This window comes from Providencia sp. PROV261, assembly GCF_028477945.1.
Taxonomy (GTDB): domain Bacteria; phylum Pseudomonadota; class Gammaproteobacteria; order Enterobacterales; family Enterobacteriaceae; genus Providencia; species Providencia stuartii.
Map to the genome: position 1 here is coordinate 254287 of NZ_JAMPMC010000010.1, position 17769 is coordinate 272055.

At 43.7% G+C, this 17769-nt stretch carries 19 protein-coding genes; 3 read left to right on the top strand and 16 right to left on the bottom strand.

The genetic code is table 11. The features are described 5' to 3' along the window. The 14 genes from hinT to yceD all read right to left on the bottom strand — a co-directional run bounded on the left by hinT (position 1) and on the right by yceD (position 11000). Complete coding sequence (gene hinT, locus PR675_RS07085; RefSeq protein ID WP_004920823.1) at positions 1 to 351, bottom strand: purine nucleoside phosphoramidase; 351 nt, start codon at positions 349 to 351, stop codon at positions 1 to 3. 28 nt (positions 352 to 379) lie between these two features. Beyond that, a complete protein-coding gene (locus PR675_RS07090; protein ID WP_014656172.1) occupies positions 380 to 1171 on the bottom strand; it encodes a metal-dependent hydrolase in 792 nt (263 codons plus the stop codon). A 13-nt stretch (positions 1172 to 1184) separates the two neighbouring features. Next, positions 1185 to 2177, bottom strand: coding sequence for a DNA polymerase III subunit delta' (gene holB, locus PR675_RS07095; protein ID WP_036940789.1), 993 nt, complete (start codon positions 2175 to 2177; stop codon positions 1185 to 1187). Positions 2178 to 2186: 9 nt separating this feature from the next. Continuing rightward, a complete protein-coding gene (gene tmk, locus PR675_RS07100; RefSeq protein ID WP_014656174.1) occupies positions 2187 to 2813 on the bottom strand; it encodes a dTMP kinase in 627 nt (208 codons plus the stop codon). A gap of 1 nt (position 2814) precedes the next feature. Further along, entirely contained in the window at positions 2815 to 3843 is a 1029-nt protein-coding gene (gene mltG, locus PR675_RS07105; protein WP_004920827.1) for an endolytic transglycosylase MltG, read from the bottom strand. 18 nt (positions 3844 to 3861) lie between these two features. Continuing rightward, the gene (gene pabC, locus PR675_RS07110) at positions 3862 to 4692 is read right to left on the bottom strand and encodes an aminodeoxychorismate lyase (protein ID WP_014656176.1); all 831 of its coding nucleotides are present in this window, start codon (positions 4690 to 4692) and stop codon (positions 3862 to 3864) included. A 160-nt stretch (positions 4693 to 4852) separates the two neighbouring features. Then, complete coding sequence (fabF, locus tag PR675_RS07115) at positions 4853 to 6103, bottom strand: beta-ketoacyl-ACP synthase II (RefSeq protein WP_014656177.1); 1251 nt, start codon at positions 6101 to 6103, stop codon at positions 4853 to 4855. 80 nt (positions 6104 to 6183) lie between these two features. Further along, positions 6184 to 6420 carry an acyl carrier protein gene (gene acpP, locus PR675_RS07120; protein WP_004920830.1) on the bottom strand — a complete coding sequence of 79 codons (237 nt, stop codon included), beginning with the start codon at positions 6418 to 6420 and terminating at the stop codon, positions 6184 to 6186. Between the two features lie 155 nt (positions 6421 to 6575). Then, complete coding sequence (fabG, locus tag PR675_RS07125) at positions 6576 to 7310, bottom strand: 3-oxoacyl-ACP reductase FabG (protein WP_004920831.1); 735 nt, start codon at positions 7308 to 7310, stop codon at positions 6576 to 6578. Positions 7311 to 7317: 7 nt separating this feature from the next. Next, positions 7318 to 8250, bottom strand: a complete 933-nt coding sequence (fabD, locus tag PR675_RS07130) for an ACP S-malonyltransferase (RefSeq protein ID WP_004920832.1) — start codon at positions 8248 to 8250, stop codon at positions 7318 to 7320. Between the two features lie 18 nt (positions 8251 to 8268). Then, positions 8269 to 9219, bottom strand: coding sequence for a beta-ketoacyl-ACP synthase III (locus tag PR675_RS07135; protein WP_004920833.1), 951 nt, complete (start codon positions 9217 to 9219; stop codon positions 8269 to 8271). Positions 9220 to 9222: 3 nt separating this feature from the next. Then, positions 9223 to 10269: a phosphate acyltransferase PlsX gene (plsX, locus tag PR675_RS07140; protein ID WP_014656180.1), complete on the bottom strand. Its 1047-nt coding sequence runs from the start codon at positions 10267 to 10269 to the stop codon at positions 9223 to 9225. Positions 10270 to 10292: 23 nt separating this feature from the next. After that, the gene (rpmF, locus tag PR675_RS07145; protein ID WP_004920835.1) at positions 10293 to 10463 is read right to left on the bottom strand and encodes a 50S ribosomal protein L32; all 171 of its coding nucleotides are present in this window, start codon (positions 10461 to 10463) and stop codon (positions 10293 to 10295) included. A gap of 12 nt (positions 10464 to 10475) precedes the next feature. After that, positions 10476 to 11000, bottom strand: a complete 525-nt coding sequence (gene yceD, locus PR675_RS07150; RefSeq protein WP_272582708.1) for a 23S rRNA accumulation protein YceD — start codon at positions 10998 to 11000, stop codon at positions 10476 to 10478. Positions 11001 to 11143: 143 nt separating this feature from the next. Here yceD and PR675_RS07155 point away from each other — a divergent pair, with 143 nt between their 5' ends. Next, a complete protein-coding gene (locus PR675_RS07155) occupies positions 11144 to 11728 on the top strand; it encodes a Maf family protein (protein WP_004920837.1) in 585 nt (194 codons plus the stop codon). A gap of 48 nt (positions 11729 to 11776) precedes the next feature. On the opposite strand, the gene rluC is transcribed toward PR675_RS07155, so the two are convergent. Further along, positions 11777 to 12730 carry a 23S rRNA pseudouridine(955/2504/2580) synthase RluC gene (rluC, locus tag PR675_RS07160; protein ID WP_272582709.1) on the bottom strand — a complete coding sequence of 318 codons (954 nt, stop codon included), beginning with the start codon at positions 12728 to 12730 and terminating at the stop codon, positions 11777 to 11779. Between the two features lie 544 nt (positions 12731 to 13274). Here rluC and rne point away from each other — a divergent pair. After that, positions 13275 to 16526: a ribonuclease E gene (rne, locus tag PR675_RS07165; protein WP_060561092.1), complete on the top strand. Its 3252-nt coding sequence runs from the start codon at positions 13275 to 13277 to the stop codon at positions 16524 to 16526. Between the two features lie 178 nt (positions 16527 to 16704). Continuing rightward, a complete protein-coding gene (locus PR675_RS07170; RefSeq protein WP_060561093.1) occupies positions 16705 to 17331 on the top strand; it encodes an SDR family oxidoreductase in 627 nt (208 codons plus the stop codon). A gap of 43 nt (positions 17332 to 17374) precedes the next feature. Here PR675_RS07170 and tmaR read toward each other — a convergent pair whose 3' ends face one another. Further along, positions 17375 to 17707, bottom strand: coding sequence for a PTS system regulator TmaR (gene tmaR, locus PR675_RS07175; protein WP_004920843.1), 333 nt, complete (start codon positions 17705 to 17707; stop codon positions 17375 to 17377). Positions 17708 to 17769 lie beyond the last annotated feature (62 nt).

The window sequence follows — 17769 nt, forward strand, 5'->3', positions numbered from 1 at the left end:
TTATTTTGCCAGCAATGGTCCAAGAGGACGACCGCCAACAAGGTGCATATGAATATGAAACACTTCCTGCCCGGAGTGTTCATTACAGTTCATGATCAAACGGTAACCGCTTTCAGCAATCCCTTCTTGTTTGGCAATTTTTGCTGCAACGGTAAATAAGCGCCCCAATGCCAGTTCATCTTCCGCAGTCACATCATTCACTGTTGGGATGAGTTTATTGGGAATAATCAGGATATGTGAGGGAGTTTGTGGCGAAATATCACGAAATGCGGTAACCAGTTCATCCTGATAAACGATATCTGCCGGGATTTCACGTCGAATGATCTTACTGAAAATAGTTTCTTCTGCCATTGCGAATTCCTTTAATATTGACTAATTATTACGCTTTATTCTCGCCGACATTCAAATGAAATAGGCGGTTAAAGTTTTCAGTGGTAATACGTGCCATTTCTTCAGGGCTAACCCCTTTTAATACTGCCATATACTCTGCCACATCCCGCACATAAGCAGGTTGGTTCTCCTTCCCACGATGCGGCACGGGGGCTAAATAAGGTGAATCCGTTTCTACTAAGATCCTATCTAATGGAACAACCCTTGCGGCTTCACGAATTTGCTCTGCATTGCGGAAGGTAACTATCCCTGAAAAAGAGATATACATACCAAGATCTAACAATTCCATGGCTGTCTGTTTATCTTCCGTAAAGCAGTGCAAAACACCGCCACAATCCATCACTTGTTCTTCACGTAAAATAGTCAGTGTATCTTCTCGCGCATCACGCGTGTGAACTATCACAGGTTTATTAACCTGACGACCAATACGAATATGTTGACGGAAAGACGCTTGCTGAAGTGCTGCATTTTCTTTCTGATAATAATAGTCTAGCCCTGTTTCCCCTAACGCGACCACTTCTTCACCAGCAGCTAATTGCGCTAAGCGTTCAAAATCATACCCTTCATCCAAATTAAGTGGATGAATACCGCAAGAAAATGCCACATTAGCACGCTTGCCAATCATGGTTTTCATGTTATCAAAACCATGTAACGTTGTGGCAACCGCTAACATAAATCCGACATCGCGTTGCGACGCCTTTGCGATCACATCATCGACGCTTGTATGTAATTTTTCATAATCAAGGCAATCGAGATGGCAGTGTGAATCAACTACAAACATATTTCACTCTTTTTTATGGTGTTGGGGTAACAATTAATGCTTCCCATTGTAATAATTGATTTGTCAAAAGTAACTCTTGATTCAGTGCGGGCACTGTCATCAATTGGTGGCGGCAATTTTGCCAAGCCTCATAAACTTCAAACAATTGTGTATTTGTCATTCGTGATGCAAGTACGCTCACAAGTGGCAATTGGTCTTGATTTAAACAAAATTGGGCTGCATGTTGTTGCAGTTTCATGCTATCGGCTAATAGTCCGAGCAGCCACCCCATCGACTCAATCGCCTTATCATGATGAATCGCAGGTAATAACGACAACATATCATTATGTTGTATCCCATGAGCGAGTTTCTGGCATAGCACACTACGCTGTTGCCAATGCTCAGGTTGCAACAATGACATCGCCGCGACTGGAGCCCCTTGGCACAACTTTAACGCGGTCAATGCGTCGTTATAGTTGACGCCAACGATTTGCTTTTGCAACCAATACCACGCAATTTGCGATTCAGGTGGTGATAAAAAGGTATATAAGCAACGGCTTCGTAGCGTCGCTAATAGATTTTCACGTTTCTCGCAACCTAATAAAAAATAGGTCTGCTTTGTTGGCTCTTCCAAGGTTTTTAAGAGCGCGTTGGCCGCTGCATCGGTCAATGCTTCTGTTCGAGGAATATAGGCGACTTTAGCCCCATTTTGCTGTGCATGACTACTTAAGGTCTCTGTCAGTTTCCTTACCGCTTCCACGCTAACCGTTGTTTTGCCCTTCTCTGGCGCTAAAACATGGTAATCAGGGTGCGTCCCTGCCAACATCAATTGGCAGCTATGGCATTGCCCACAGCTTTTTAGCCCGTCTGTATTTTGGCAAATTAACCAGCGACTAATACCATAGCATAATGCTTCCACTCCGTTACCCGGTAGTGAATGCAATAACAATGCGTGGTGCCCACGACCTTGCTGGTAGGAGGTAATTAGTTGACGATACGTTTCATTCAACCAAGGGTACCAATTCATTGTATCACCTTATTTTGCCAACCATTGCTGCAAAGCTTGGCGAATATCATGTTGAACTTGTTCAATATTCTGGCTTGCATCAATCGTTAAAATAGTCTCATCGGAGGCCGCTAACTCACGATAACGTGCACGAGTGCGTTCAAAAAATGCCAGAGACTCTTGCTCAATTCGGTCTAGCTCACCACGAGCGCGTGCACGCTGTAACCCTAATGCAGGAGGTAGGTCCAAATACAGTGTTAACGCTGGTTTAAATTCCCCCAAAACCAGATCACGCAATGACTGCATAAGTTGGCGATCAATACCACGTCCGCCCCCTTGATAGGCCTGTGAAGATAAATCATGCCTATCACCAACAACCCATTTACCCGCCGCTAAGGCTGGCTTAATGACGTTTTCAACCAGTTGGACACGTGCGGCATACAACATCAAAAGCTCGGCTTTATCAGTGACTTTTTCCCCGCTGATCCCCTGTTTAATGAGTTCACGTAGCTTTTCTGCTAATGGGGTTCCCCCTGGCTCTCGGGTAAAGGCAATGTCTTGGATCCCTGCTTGATTTAATGTTTCAACAACGGTTTTAATCGCAGTGGTTTTACCTGCCCCTTCTAACCCTTCAATAACGATATAGGCGTTTTTCATCTTACTTATCATTCTGTTTTTCAATTTTTCGATACACTTTGACAGCTCGATTATGGTCATTAAGGCTACTACTGAATGTGTGCCCACCTGTACCATCTGCAACAAAGTATAAATAGTTCGTTTTCGCAGGGTGTGCCGCGGCTTTAATTGATGCAAGACTTGGCATTGCTATCGGCGTTGGCGGTAACCCATCAATGCGATAGGTGTTATATGGTGTATAGTTGTCTAAGTCGCTACGATAAATTTTCCCGCGATACTTATCGCCTAAACCATAGATAACTGTAGGATCTGTTTGTAACCGCATATTTTTCTGCAAACGATTCACAAATACCGACGCCACTTGGTTTCTTTCACTGTCAATACCCGTCTCTTTTTCGATGATTGAAGCCATGATTAGCATCTCATACGCGTTTTTGTAAGGTAGATCTTTATCTCTCCCTTGCCAAACTTCATCGACATTTTTTTTCATTTGTTGGTGAGCGCGTTTTAATATATCAATATCACGCGTTCCCGCCGTATACAGATAGGTATCCGGATATAGCCAGCCTTCAAGGGTGGTCGTTCCATCAAAACCAATTAGCGCGTATAACTCTTCTTGTGTTTTCCCTTCCGCCTCATGTTTTAAGTAAGGCGCATCACGTAAGATATTTGTCCAATCAGAGAGTCGGTTACCTTCGACAAAACGAATGGAAAACTGCGCCTCTTTGCCACTGGAAATTAATGCTAACATCTGCGCGATATCCATATTTGGCTGGAGGCGGTAAGTCCCAGCCTTCATTTTAGCTAACTCTGGGCGCAATTTTAGTAACCATTGAAATTTGTTACTTTGATTAATCACTTTTTCGTCTACCAGCAATGCTTCAAGCGCAACGCGGCCTGTTCCAGCAGGAACCGTAAAAACTTTCTCTTGTGTTAGATTTAGCGGCTCTTTTGCATAGTTCAAAACCTGTTGATACATCACATAGGCACTTACGCCTATTACCAACAGAATAACGACAATTGCGATAGAGATTTTTTTAGCGAGTTTCATTCATTAACCATTCAGTGACTAAAGTTGGCAACGTAAAAACAAATATTCAAACAGTTCCCTTGATGAATATTGCCATTGAGGTTTATTGTTACCCAAGGTGATCGTAGCAACCGGCAGTATTGGCATCAACGTATTACAAATAAACACTTCATCACAGTTCCCCAATACATCGGGAAAACGTTCAACCTCCCGAAGATGGTACTGACTAGCAGCTAAAAGCGCTATGATCTTTTGTCTCATTAATCCATTTACGCCAGAAAATGCTAAATTTGGCGTAAATACCGTATCGCCTTTGCGCCAAAAAATATTGGCACTGCAACATTCAATTAAAATACCATCAGAATCAACAACTAAAGCCTCATCAACCTGAGCTTCATCAATTTCTTGGCGTATTAACACCTGCTCAAGGCGATTAAGGTGTTTGATCCCTGCTAAATAGGGATTTTTACTCGTTGGAATACGGCTTAATATCAGTTGGATACCTGATTTCTGCAACGCTTGGTAATGTTGTGGAAAAGGCGCGATAGACATTATTACCGTTGGCTGATTAAACCCTAAAGTGCTATAGCCTCTGCCCCCCGTGCCTCGGCTAATAATCACTTTAACAACGAATTCATCATCATTATGCTGTTGGCAAATCGCGTGGATCTGCTTCTCTAACATTTGCCAATCTGGTTGGGGTAATTTAAGGCGAGAACTATCCTGCATGAGACGCCTAATATGCATATCAAGCATTTTTGGTTGATGATTAAACACATGGATCGTGGTGAAGCAGCCATCACCAAATTGCACAGCCCGATCAGTCACGTCAATATGACGGCACTCAACTCCATTAACCCAGTATAGCATTGATAATTCTTATAATAATGGCTGATAAATCAGTCAGTAACAGGATATTAACTATCATAAACTAAACTGACATAGACTGCAAAACGACACTAAAAATAAAGCCCCAGTATTGTGAACACTGAGGCTTTTACCCTTTACAACGTAAAGTAATACGTCTGGGTTACTCTTCGTGATAGCGACGGAAAATTAATGAACCGTTTGTACCACCAAAACCAAATGAGTTGCACAGAGCATATTCCATATTTTCTACTTTTCTTGCTTTGCCTGGAACAAAATCCAGTTTGCAAGCTTCATCTGGGTTTTCCAGATTGATCGTAGGCGGAACGATTTGCTCTGTCAGTGAAAGGATCGTAAAGATAGACTCAATGGCACCAGCGGCACCTAATAGATGACCTGTCATCGATTTTGTTGAGCTAACTAATACGTCGGTTCCTTCACCAAAGACCGAAATAACCGCTTGCGCTTCCGCTAAGTCACCTGCTGGTGTTGAAGTACCGTGAGCATTGATATAGCCCACTGCGTTAGCTTCAATACCTGCATCATGCAGAGCATTTGCCATCGCCAGAGCAGCACCTTCACCATTTTCAGGCGGTGATGTCATATGATAAGCATCACTGCTCATGCCGAAACCAGCAACTTCAGCGTAAATTTTTGCGCCGCGAGCTTTAGCATGTTCATATTCTTCAAGTACGATAATACCCGCACCGTCACCCAGTACAAAGCCATCACGGTCTTTATCCCATGGGCGGCTAGCCGCTTGCGGATCATCATTACGCGTAGAAAGAGCCCGTGCTGCGCCAAAACCTGCAACACCCAATGGCGTTGTCGCTTTTTCAGCGCCACCAGCAATCATTACATCAGCATCACCATAAGCAATCATACGTGCGGCATGACCGATATTGTGAACACCTGAAGTACAGGCTGTGGCAATCGAAATACTTGGGCCACGGAAACCGTAAATAATGCTTAAATGACCTGCGACCATATTAATGATCGTAGAAGGAACGAAGAATGGGCTAACTTTACGAGGACCGCCATTTTGTAATGCTTCACAGTTCTCTTGAATTAGGCCTAGACCACCAATACCAGAACCAATCGCTAACCCTATACGAGTAGCATTGGCTTCTGTTACTTCCAGCCCGGAATCTTTGATAGCTTGATTACCAGCAGCAATTCCATACTGAATGAAAGGGTCCATCTTCCGTGCATCTTTGCGGGAGATACCATAATCTTCGTAATTGAAATCTTTAACTACGCCAGCAAATTTAGTTGCGTGGTTGGTAGTATCAAAATGTTCGATAAGGCTGATACCACTCTGTCCGTCACAAACAGCTTTCCATGATGATTCAACTGTGTTGCCGACAGGAGATAACATGCCCAGTCCGGTTACGACTACACGACGCTTAGACACGTAAATCCTCCAAGGAGGGAAAAAAAGTTATCAAAGAAACATAGGCGGTCGAGTGACCGCCTAGACAAGTTTTAAAACAATTAGTTAGATGCGTTCTCGACGTAATCAATCGCAGCCTGCACTGTTGTGATCTTTTCAGCTTCTTCGTCAGGGATTTCGATATCGAACTCTTCTTCCAGAGCCATAACCAGCTCAACTGTGTCAAGAGAATCAGCGCCCAAGTCATCAACAAACGAAGCTGTTGTTACAACTTCTTCCTCTTTAACACCTAGTTGCTCAACGATGATTTTCTTAACGCGTTCTTCGATAGTGCTCATACTATTAAAATTCCTATCAAAACTCGCTTTCGCGATGGTTTTCGTAGTTTATAAAATACAGGAAAAGATACAACCCAATCCCGGCTGTTGAAACCTAAATTTTGCATTATTTTGCGCTAATTAACACTAATAATGCAAATGGTTCCATCATTTCTTTAGATCATGTACATGCCGCCATTGACATGTAATGTTTCACCTGTGATGTAACCAGCTTCATCAGAAGCTAAAAACGCTACAGCACTGGCAATTTCTTGTGCATCACCAAGCCTGTCGGCAGGAACTTGAGATAAAATGCCTGCACGCTGCTCATCTGTCAATGCCTTGGTCATATCAGTTTCAATAAAACCAGGTGCAACGACATTAACGGTAATGCCACGGGAAGCGACTTCGCGTGCTAATGATTTGCTAAAACCAATTAGCCCAGCTTTCGCTGCTGCATAGTTCGCTTGACCCGCATTTCCCATCACACCTACAACAGATGCGATTGAAATAATACGTCCACAACGTTTTTTCATCATGGCGCGTAATACGGCTTTTGATAAACGGTAAACGGATGAGAGGTTAGTGTCAATAATATCTTGCCACTCATCATCTTTCATACGCATCAAAAGGTTATCACGTGTGATACCTGCATTGTTGACCAGTATATCAATTTCGCCAAATTGTTGACGAATATTATTCAAGGTTTCGTCAATTGATGCAGGGTCTGTCACATTAAGAGCAAAACCTTTGCCTTTTCCATCTAAATAAGCAGAAATCGCTTCTGCTCCTTTTTCGCTGGTTGCTGTACCAATAACCGTCGCACCACGCGCAGCAAGCGTTAAAGCGATCGCTTTCCCGATACCGCGGCTAGCGCCTGTTACAAGTGCAATTTTTCCTTCAAAGCTCATATCGTCCTCAGAGGTTTTCTAATGCAGTGCCTAATGATACAGGATCATTGACTGCAACGGCAGTTAAATTAGAGACAATACGCTTGGTAAGACCAGTTAATACTTTACCCGGACCCACTTCAACAAGATGCTCAATACCTTGATTTGCCATGAATTCTACCGTCTCAGTCCAACGAACTGGATTATACAATTGACGAACCAAAGCATCACGAATATTTTCCGCTGATTGCTCAATTTTCACATCAACGTTGTTAATAACTGGGAAATTTGGTTGATTAAACGTTATTTCTTGTAACGCAACTGCTAATTTTTCAGCCGCTGGTTTCATTAACGCACAGTGTGACGGTACACTAACCGATAATGGTAATGCACGTTTTGCGCCCGCCTCTTTACATGCTGCACCAGCGCGCTCAACCGCCGCTTTTTCACCTGCAATCACCACTTGACCTGGTGAGTTAAAATTCACAGGAGAGACGACTTGGCCTTGAGCGGCATCTTGACAAGCTTTCTCGATTGATTCGTTATCTAAACCGATGATCGCATACATCGCACCTGTTCCTTCTGGAACGGCTTCTTGCATCAATTTACCACGCAACTCAACCAGTTTAATTGCCGCTTTAAAATCAAGAACACCCGCGCACACTAAAGCTGAATATTCACCTAGGCTATGCCCTGCCATCATCGTAGGCATCGCGCCTTTTTTTTCTTGCCAAACACGGAAGATAGCGACAGATGCAGCTAACAGCGCTGGCTGGGTTTGCCATGTTTTGTTCAATTCTTCTTCTGGCCCGTTCTGAACAAGAGCCCAAAGGTCATAACCTAATGCTTCAGACGCCTCAGCGAATGTTTGTTCTACTAACGGACTTTCCGCCGCTAATGCAGACAACATACCAAGAGACTGAGATCCCTGACCGGGAAAAACCATAGCAAATTGTGTCATGTCTATTTTCTCAGTAAATTAAAAACGAACAAGTGCAGAGCCCCAAGTAAAGCCGCCGCCAAATGCTTCTAAGAGCACTAACTGACCACGTTGGATTCGACCATCACGTACCGCTTCATCAAAGGCGGTCGGCACGGATGCAGCCGAGGTGTTACCATGTTTATCTAACGTAACCACCACCTTATCCATGGCCATATCAAGTTTTTTCGCTGTTGCGGAGATGATACGCAAATTTGCTTGATGAGGAACTAACCAATCGAGTTCTTCTTTTGCGATACCGCTTTCAGCCAATGTTTCATCAACAATGTGCGCTAATTCACGCACAGCCACTTTAAAGACTTCATTGCCTGTCATGGTTAAGTAGGCTTGATCTTCTGAGCCTCGCTCACGATTCGGCAGCGCTAACAACTCGCCATAACGCCCATCGGCATGCAGATGTGTTGATATAATACCCGGCTCTTGCGATGCGCCGAGCACCATCGCGCCTGCCGCATCACCAAACAGAATAATAGTACCGCGATCATTTGGGTCTAACGTTTTTGACAGTGCATCTGCACCAATCACTAATGCTTTTTTTGCCATTCCCGTTTTAATAAACTGGTCCACGATGCTTATCGCATACGTAAAACCTGCACACGCTGCGGCAACATCAAATGCAGCGCAATCATTAATGCCTAACATTTGTTGAATTTGGCACGCTGCGCTTGGAAACGCGTGTGTTGAAGAGGTCGTTGCGACAACAATTAGCCCAATCTCACTGCTATCGACTTGCGCCATTTCAAGGGCCTTTTGTGCGGCATGAAACCCCATTGTGGCAACACTTTCATCTTCACCAGCAATTCTTCTTTCATGAATACCTGTGCGAGTTACAATCCACTCATCAGAAGTATCAACCATTTTTTCCAGGTCAGCATTTGTTCTAATTTGTGTGGGTAAATAGCTGCCTGTGCCTAATATTTTACTATACATAGGTTATTGATCACTCCTGGGTAATACGATATTCAACCGAGCTGCTATTCTGTCCGGAACTTGTCTATCTACCGATTGAACAGCCCGTTCAATCGCAGCTTTAAATGCACTTTCGTTTGCAGCGCCATGACTTTTTATGACAATTCCCTTTAATCCTAACAGAGTTGCACCATTATACTGGTCGGGGTTCAACTCCCCGAAACGCTTCATCAGCCGTTTTTTAAGCCACTTTTTGGCCAATTGAATCAACCAACTAGGTTTTTTATTCTTTTTGCTTTCATCTGTTGATTTCAACAAGGAAAGTATGACGCGGATCACCCCTTCCATTGTTTTTAGCGTGACGTTACCTGCGAAGCCGTCACACACTAATACATCCGTTTTGCCAGTCAGCAACTCATTGCCTTCGACATAACCGATGTAATTTATTGCCGCGGTTTCTTTAAGAATTGCGGCGGCTTCGCGGATATTATCAAGCCCTTTACTCTCTTCTTCACCAATATTTAGTAGTGCCACTTTTGGTGAAGCAATTTTGGCCACCTCTTCAGCGACGACAGATCCCATCACAGCAAATTGCACTAGCATATCACTACTACAATTGACGTTAGCGCCTAAGTCTAGCACCACGGTTTGACCTTTTTGCTGATTAGGCAAAATGGTCATCAAAGCAGGCCGTTCGATGCCATCAATTGATTTAAGCATCAACTTAGCTAGCCCCATCAAAGCACCCGTATTACCTGCACTCACGCACGCCTGTGCCTGCCCAGTCTTCACTAACTCAAGCGCCACTCGCATGGATGTTCCTTTGCTTTGACGTATTGCCGTTGATGGTTTGGCATCATTAGCGATAACATTTTCAGCAGGAATAATTTCGACACGCGAAGTCAGCTCAACACTTTGTTGTGCGAGCAGTGGTTGAATGGCGTCAGGTTGACCGACTAGCAGTAATTTGAGTGCTGGATTAGATGCCAGAGCCTGCAATGCAGCAGGCACTGTGACGCGGGGACCAACATCCCCGCCCATAGCATCTAACGCAATGGTTAGATTAGCCAAAGTATCAACTTGTAAATCTATAATTACTTGTTGATAACCTTACGGCCACGGTAGTAACCATCTGCAGTCACGTGGTGACGCAGGTGAGTTTCACCGGTAGTTTTGTCTACAGAAACTAGGGTAGCAGTCAGTGCATCATGTGAACGACGCATACCGCGTTTTGAACGAGTTGGTTTATTCTGTTGTACGGCCATTGACCTTACTCCTTAAGTACTTTTCTTTAAACTGGCTAATACGGCAAATGGGTTTGGTTTTTCCGCCTCAGGCGGTAGTTCACCAAAAACCATATCCGCTTCGGACACTTCACAGTGTTCAGAATCATGAACCGGAACCACTGGTAAGGAAAGAATTATTTCATCTTCTATCATTCCCAGCAAATCTATTTCACCAAATTCATCAATTTGAATTGGCTCATAGCCTTCCGGTAATGCTTCGGCCTTTTCGTCACTGACGACAGGACTAAAACAATACGATACGTAAACATGATGCTTGAAATCTTTTCTGCAACGCTGGCATTGTAGGGTGACATCCACATCAGAATACCCCTCTATGACCGTCAGACGCTGATTATCAATTTTAAATGATAATTCGCTCTCAACATCGCTGTCTACACTGACTACTGATTCAGCAATACGTGTTACTTGCTCAGGTGTGTAACTCCCGACATAGTCGAGGTTTTTTTGAGCTGCACGCTGCGCATCGATAGTCAGGGGTAATTTTACCTTTTGCATAAGGCGCGCATATTAACTTTGTAATGAGCTATAGTCAAAGAAAAAGGCGGGCAAAACTCGCCTTTTCACCAAAAAATCGCCTGTTAAGCGTCAGATAGTTTAAAATGAGTTAACCCTTTTGGCTATGAGTTTCGAGAAAAAATATGAAATCGATTATTTTGGCATCAACCTCTCCCTATCGGCAGCAATTGTTAAAAAAGCTGGGATTACCCTTTTTAGCCGTAGCGCCGAATGTAGACGAAACCCCAGTGTTAAATGAATCCGCAGAGGCATTGGTCACTCGCTTAGCGCATGCTAAGGCACATGCCATCAGTGAACAGCATAAACAACATCTCATCATCGGCTCGGACCAAGTCTGTGTGATTGATGGTGAAATTGCAGGCAAACCATACAATTATGACAATGCCTTTAAACAACTGAAAAGAGCCTCAGGAAAACAAGTCACATTTTATACCGGTCTATGTTTATTAGATTCAACGACGGGAAACTACCATGTGCAGTGTGAACCCTTTAATGTCTATTTTCGTTCTTTAAGTGATAAAGAAATCGAGACTTACTTGCGCAAAGAAGAGCCTTACCAATGCGCCGGAAGTTTTAAGTCGGAAGGGTTAGGGATTGCCTTATTTGATAGGCTTGAAGGGCGTGATCCTAATACATTGATTGGGTTGCCTCTGATCCTGCTATTAGAGATGCTACGCCATCATGGCTACAATCCATTAGATAATTAACAACGCAATAAGTTACCGGCAAATTTGTCTGCCGGTAACTTAATATGCTTAGTTTTTACGTGAACGTAAAACCTTTAAGCATTGATTAAGCTCTTTATCAAGCGGCGCTTGTAACCGCATTTCCTCCCCCGTTTTAGGGTGAGTAAACTTTAATGCGCTGGCATGCAAGAACAATCTTTTTAGGCCTGTATCCGCTAATTGGCTATCAAATTGTTTATCGCCATAGCGGTTATCAAACGCAATCGGATGCCCTGCATGTAATGTATGTACACGAATTTGGTGAGTACGCCCCGTTACTGGGCTTGCTTTAACCAAAGTGGCATTATCAAAACGTTCCTCAACCTTAAAGCGCGTCTCTGACGGTTTACCTTCAGGGCTAACACGAACAACACGTTCACCACTTTGCAAGATATTTTTTAATAACGGAGCTTGGATCACTTTGGTATGTGATTGCCAATGCCCGCGCACTAATGCGAGGTAATCTTTTTGCATCTGTTTAAGGCACAACTGTTCGTGTAACGCTCTTAATGCTGAACGTTTTTTAGCCACCAGCAAAATCCCAGATGTGTCGCGATCCAAACGGTGCACCAACTCTAAAAAGCGTGCTTCTGGGCGAAGCGCTCTTAACCCTTCAATCACCCCAAAACTTAAGCCACTGCCGCCATGAACTGCGGTGCCTGATGGTTTATTAATGACCAGTATTGCGTCGTCTTCATAGAGAATGCAATCAGCTAACGCAGAAACTTTATCCAGTTTTGCCGAAACAGGGGCTTCTTCACGCTCAGCGACTCTTACCGGTGGTACACGGACTTGATCACCTGCAATAAGTTTATACTCAGGTTTAATACGCCCCTTATTAACCCTCACCTCACCCTTGCGAATGATGCGATAGATCATACTCTTAGGAACACCTTTTAATTTTGCGAGCAGGAAATTATCAATACGTTGTCCGGCTTCGTCATCGCTAATATCGATAAACTGAACTTGATTTTGTGTTTTCATTCAAAAATGTGTTAACTCTGATTGATTAAATTACGACCTTATATGCGGGATATATCATACCGACTCCACAAATTTTTTTATCATTTTTTTTTATTTGGTCAAAGAATAGCTCGTTAGTCATATTTCTAAATAAAATTTTCATATAACGCATGTATCGACTTGCTATAATGTCATTGGCAGTGGGATAATATGTAACTGCCATAATGTTTGATAAAACGATAATTGGCATGAAATACAGATTTGCTATTTGATTGAGTAAAAGCGCGGCAATGGCGTAAGACGCTTCGCAAAATCAAATAATTAGCGAGCAACGAATATTAGCTTTTTGGGTTAGGAACTTCCGTTAACAAAATTATGACGGCTTCCTGATTAAGAACGCTGAATTTTTAATCTAAAAATCAGGTTCACCGAATACTGCGCGTCTCTATACGGACGACTGCCGGGAGGCAGGCGGCTTTGTAAAAATCACGAGGCCATCGGTTTACAATAGCTCCCTTTTTCGCTGCTCTTTATTGAAAGTAAAAAATAATGAGTAAGTAACAATATGAAAAGAATGCTAATAAACGCGACTCAACAGGAAGAGTTGCGTGTTGCCCTTGTTGACGGGCAACGACTCTATGATCTGGATATCGAAAGTCCAGGTCATGAACAAAAAAAAGCGAATATTTACAAAGGAAAAATAACTCGCATCGAACCAAGTCTTGAAGCTGCTTTTGTTGATTACGGTGCTGAAAGACACGGTTTCCTCCCTATCAAAGAGATCGCTCGCGAATACTTCCCAAGCAATTACCACTCTCAAGGCCGCCCCAATATCAAAGATGTCCTTAAGGAAGGCCAAGAAGTTATCGTTCAGGTTGATAAAGAAGAGCGTGGCAATAAAGGTGCCGCACTCACCACGTTTATCAGCTTAGCGGGAAGTTATTTAGTACTGATGCCAAATAACCCGCGTGCGGGTGGTATTTCTCGCCGTATTGAAGGTGAAGATCGTACAGAATTAAAAGAAGCGCTCTCCTCCCTTGAGATCCCGGATGGGATGGGGTTGATTGTTCGCACCGCGGGCGTGGGGAAATCCGCAGAATCTTTACAACAAGATTTGCTCTACCGCTTACGCCACTGGGAAGCTATCAAAAAAGCGGCTGAAAACCGCCCTGCTCCGTTCTTAATACACCAAGAAAGTAACGTCATTGTTCGTGCGTTCCGTGACTATTTACGCCCAGATATCGGCGAAATCCTTATCGATAACCCGAAAGTGGTCGAAATGGCACGTAACCATATTGAAGCGATTGGCCGTGGTGATTTTGCCAGCAAAATCAAATATTATAGCGGTGATGTTCCGCTATTTAGCCATTATCAAATCGAATCACAAATTGAATCTGCCTTCCAACGTGAAGTACGCCTTCCATCTGGTGGTGCATTAGTGATTGATACCACCGAGGCGTTAACGGCTATCGATATCAACTCTTCACGCTCAACACGCGGCGGAGACATTGAAGAGACCGCATTTAATACAAACCTTGAAGCGGCCGATGAGATCGCACGTCAATTACGTCTGCGTGACCTTGGCGGCTTAATTGTTATCGACTTTATCGATATGACGCCAGTCAGGCATCAACGTGAAGTTGAAAACCGCCTACGTGAGGCCGTGCGTCAAGACCGTGCACGTATTCAAATCGCCCGTATCTCGCGTTTCGGTTTATTAGAGATGTCGCGCCAGCGTTTAAGCCCATCATTAGGTGAATCTAGCCACCATGTGTGCCCTCGTTGCTCGGGTACAGGAACCATCCGTGATAATGAATCATTGTCTCTTTCTGTTTTGCGTCTTATTGAAGAAGAAGCATTAAAAGAGAATACACATGAAGTTCATGCTATCGTTCCGGTACAAATTGCTTCCTATCTACTTAACGAAAAGCGTAAAGCAGTCAGCGAAATCGAAACGCGTCAACGCAATGTTCGCGTGGTCATTGTGCCAAACGACCAAATGCAAACGCCTCATTTTCACGTGATCCGTATTCGTAAAGGTGAAGAAGTAAATACGCTGAGCTATAACTTAGCTCACTACCATGAAACGGAAACCTTAAACAGTACGGAAGATCCAGCCGCTGAACGTAAAGCCCCTGAGCAACCAGCTATCTCTGCTTTCGCGTTACAAGAGCCTGTAGAACAGCCTGTTACTGTTAAGTCTAAAGAGAACAAAGCACGCACTGAAACACCAAAACAAGGGGTTAAAGTGGATGCCCAGCCGAGCTTTTTTAGCAAGGTAGCTGAATTCTTCAAAAAACTCTTCGCTGGTGAAGAAGAAAAAGTTGCTGAAAAACCTGCTGAGAAAAATCGCCAAAATAGCGGTAACGACAAGCGCCGTAACAATGAACGCCGCAATAATCGTCGTAATAATCGCCGTGATCGTGATGAAAACAGTGACAACCGCGAAAATCGCGATAATCGTTCTAACCGTAATGCGCAATCTGACGAAGCTAACAATCGTAAAGGCCGCAATAATAAGAACGTTAATCAGCAAGATGAGCAAAACGTTGATAGCAATAGCCGTGAAGCGCAGCAACAGCAGCGCCGCGAACAACGTGCTGAACGCCGTCGCCGTCAAGATGAAAAACGTCAACAACAAGCAGCTAAGGCACAACAAGAGGCAGTTCAAGGTGCTGATAATACACCTGTAGAGAAAGAAGAGCCTCAAGCGCGCCCTGTTACGCCTCGTCGTCAACGTCGTCAATTGACACAAAAAATTCGTATCACTGATAACGTTGAAGCCGTAGCGCAAGAAGATGAAGTGGTTAAAGTTGCAACTGCCGTTGAAAATGATGCTATGCCTATCGCAGCACTCCCTGCTCCGACTCATGTTGATGAGCAAGTGGCTGAGGTAAATAGCTCAGAACAACAAGATGTTCAAGTTGCTAACCAAGAAGATAAGCAAGATACCATCATTCCACGTCGCTCACGTCGTTCACCACGTCACCTACGTGTCAGTGGTCAGCGTCGTCGTCGTTACCGTGATGAGCGTCATCTGACAAAATCACCAATGCCTCTGTTCGCTGCCGTAGCCTCACCTGAGTTAGCGTCAGGTAAGGTGTTTATCAGCTATCCTGTTGTTCAACCACAACAAGAAACCATCGCTATCATGACCAATGAAGAGATGCTTGAGCAACAAGGTATTGTTAGTGTAGAGGCCGTTGAAACCACCGATATCACACCTTCTCAGGTTATCGAGAAGGCTAATGAAACGGTTGAAACTGTCGCTATCGAACCAATAGAAACCGTCACTGAAACCAACGTTAATCTTGTGGCTGAATCCGCAGATGAGCATGCAGTTTCTCTTGAACCTGCCATTGCCCCACAAGCTGAACCGGCTGTCGTTCATACAGAGCAAGCTCTAGAAGACACTCAACCAGAGCCTGTTGTTGAAACGGCACCAACCGTTGAACCTAAAGCACCGGTCGCGGTCATTGAAGACGTTGTGATTGAGCAACCTAAAGTGGAGCCTACAGCAGAGATAGCCGAACAAGATGATCAGCCGCAAACCAGCACAGATGCAGTTGAAGAGCCTAAGGCTGAAGCTGTTGAAGTGCCTTATGTAGCGAAATCAACGGTTATTGTTGCAAGTAAGGCAGCACGTCATGCTTACTCACCAATGACCAAAGCACCAGCGCCTGAAGTGGTCGAATCAACATTCGAAATCAAGGTTTACCAGCGTGAAGCCTCAAACTTTGTCAGTAAAGGTGCCGGTGGGCATGTAGCAACCAATTATGCGACATCACAAATGGCAAAACCGGCTCATTTTGAATAGTATTCTTTAAATACGTCAAACAGCCCTGCAACTCGCAGGGCTTTTTTATATCTATCTCTCTGCACTGAATAGCTCTCCCATTATTTGACAGAACAATAAATCAAAACCTATTATTGATAATAAAAATTAAAACCATCATTATTTCTATTTACTGATCGTTAATTGAAAGGAAAATATGATGGCTCATTGGGTAATTTTTGGTGCAACAAAAGGAATAGGCCTCGCATTAGCCAACATTGGCATTCAACAAGGCCACCAAGTCACAGCCTTAGTGCGTCAACAAACGGATGCTGAGCGGCTAACGGCTGAAGGCATACAAGCCTTTATTGGCGATGCCACCGACCCGTCTTCTTTAGAGGCGATTTTTGCACACATGACACCTGATACCGTCATATTCACCACTATTGGCGGCGGGCAAGCCGATTTTGTTGGTAATTACCATATTATCCGCCAAGCAGAGCAGCATCAGATACATCGTTTATTATTTGTCACTTCAATTGGTTGTGGCGACAGTTGGTCAACCTTATCACCAAGAGCAAAAGCCCTTTTTGGGCAATCTGTACGCCAAAAATCAATGGCAGAGTCCTATTTACAGACTAGCGAAATAAATTACACCATTTTAAGACCTGGGGGCTTAATGAATAGCGCGGCAACGGGTAACGCAACTTTATTAACAGGGGAAGCCCATGGTGTCGTTAGCCGAGAGGATGTCGCGAGAATATTAGCGAAGCTCGCTGAAGATAAAAGTAGCTATAGGCAGGTTTACGCTGTTATTGACCCAGATTTAAAACCACACTGGGGTTGATGCGATGACATTGAGCCGAGCTAACCTCGGCTCTAGTTTTCAATTATTTCACGTCTTTTTTATTGAGTTCGCCCATCTCTTTTAATTTATTCGAGATCTCACGGCGCTCTTTGGACAGTTCCGCATTTTTAATGATGTAATCATCAACACGGTCGTCATAATCGCTACGCATATTCGCGATAATTGCTTGAATTTCCTCGATGGTCATACCCGGTTTAATATAGTCGCTTAAGTTATCAAGCAATAAAACACGTTTTTGGTTATCACGAATTTTCTTTTCATTGTCGGTAATTTCACGACGAATTTTATTTTTACGACGATACATACGCACAAATTCCAAAACATTATGGAAAGATTGTTTGTTAGCGTTGTCCATGTTTAAAAACCCTCTGTTAGAAAAACAAAACGCATTCACTCGTTACACAATACCTTCTAACA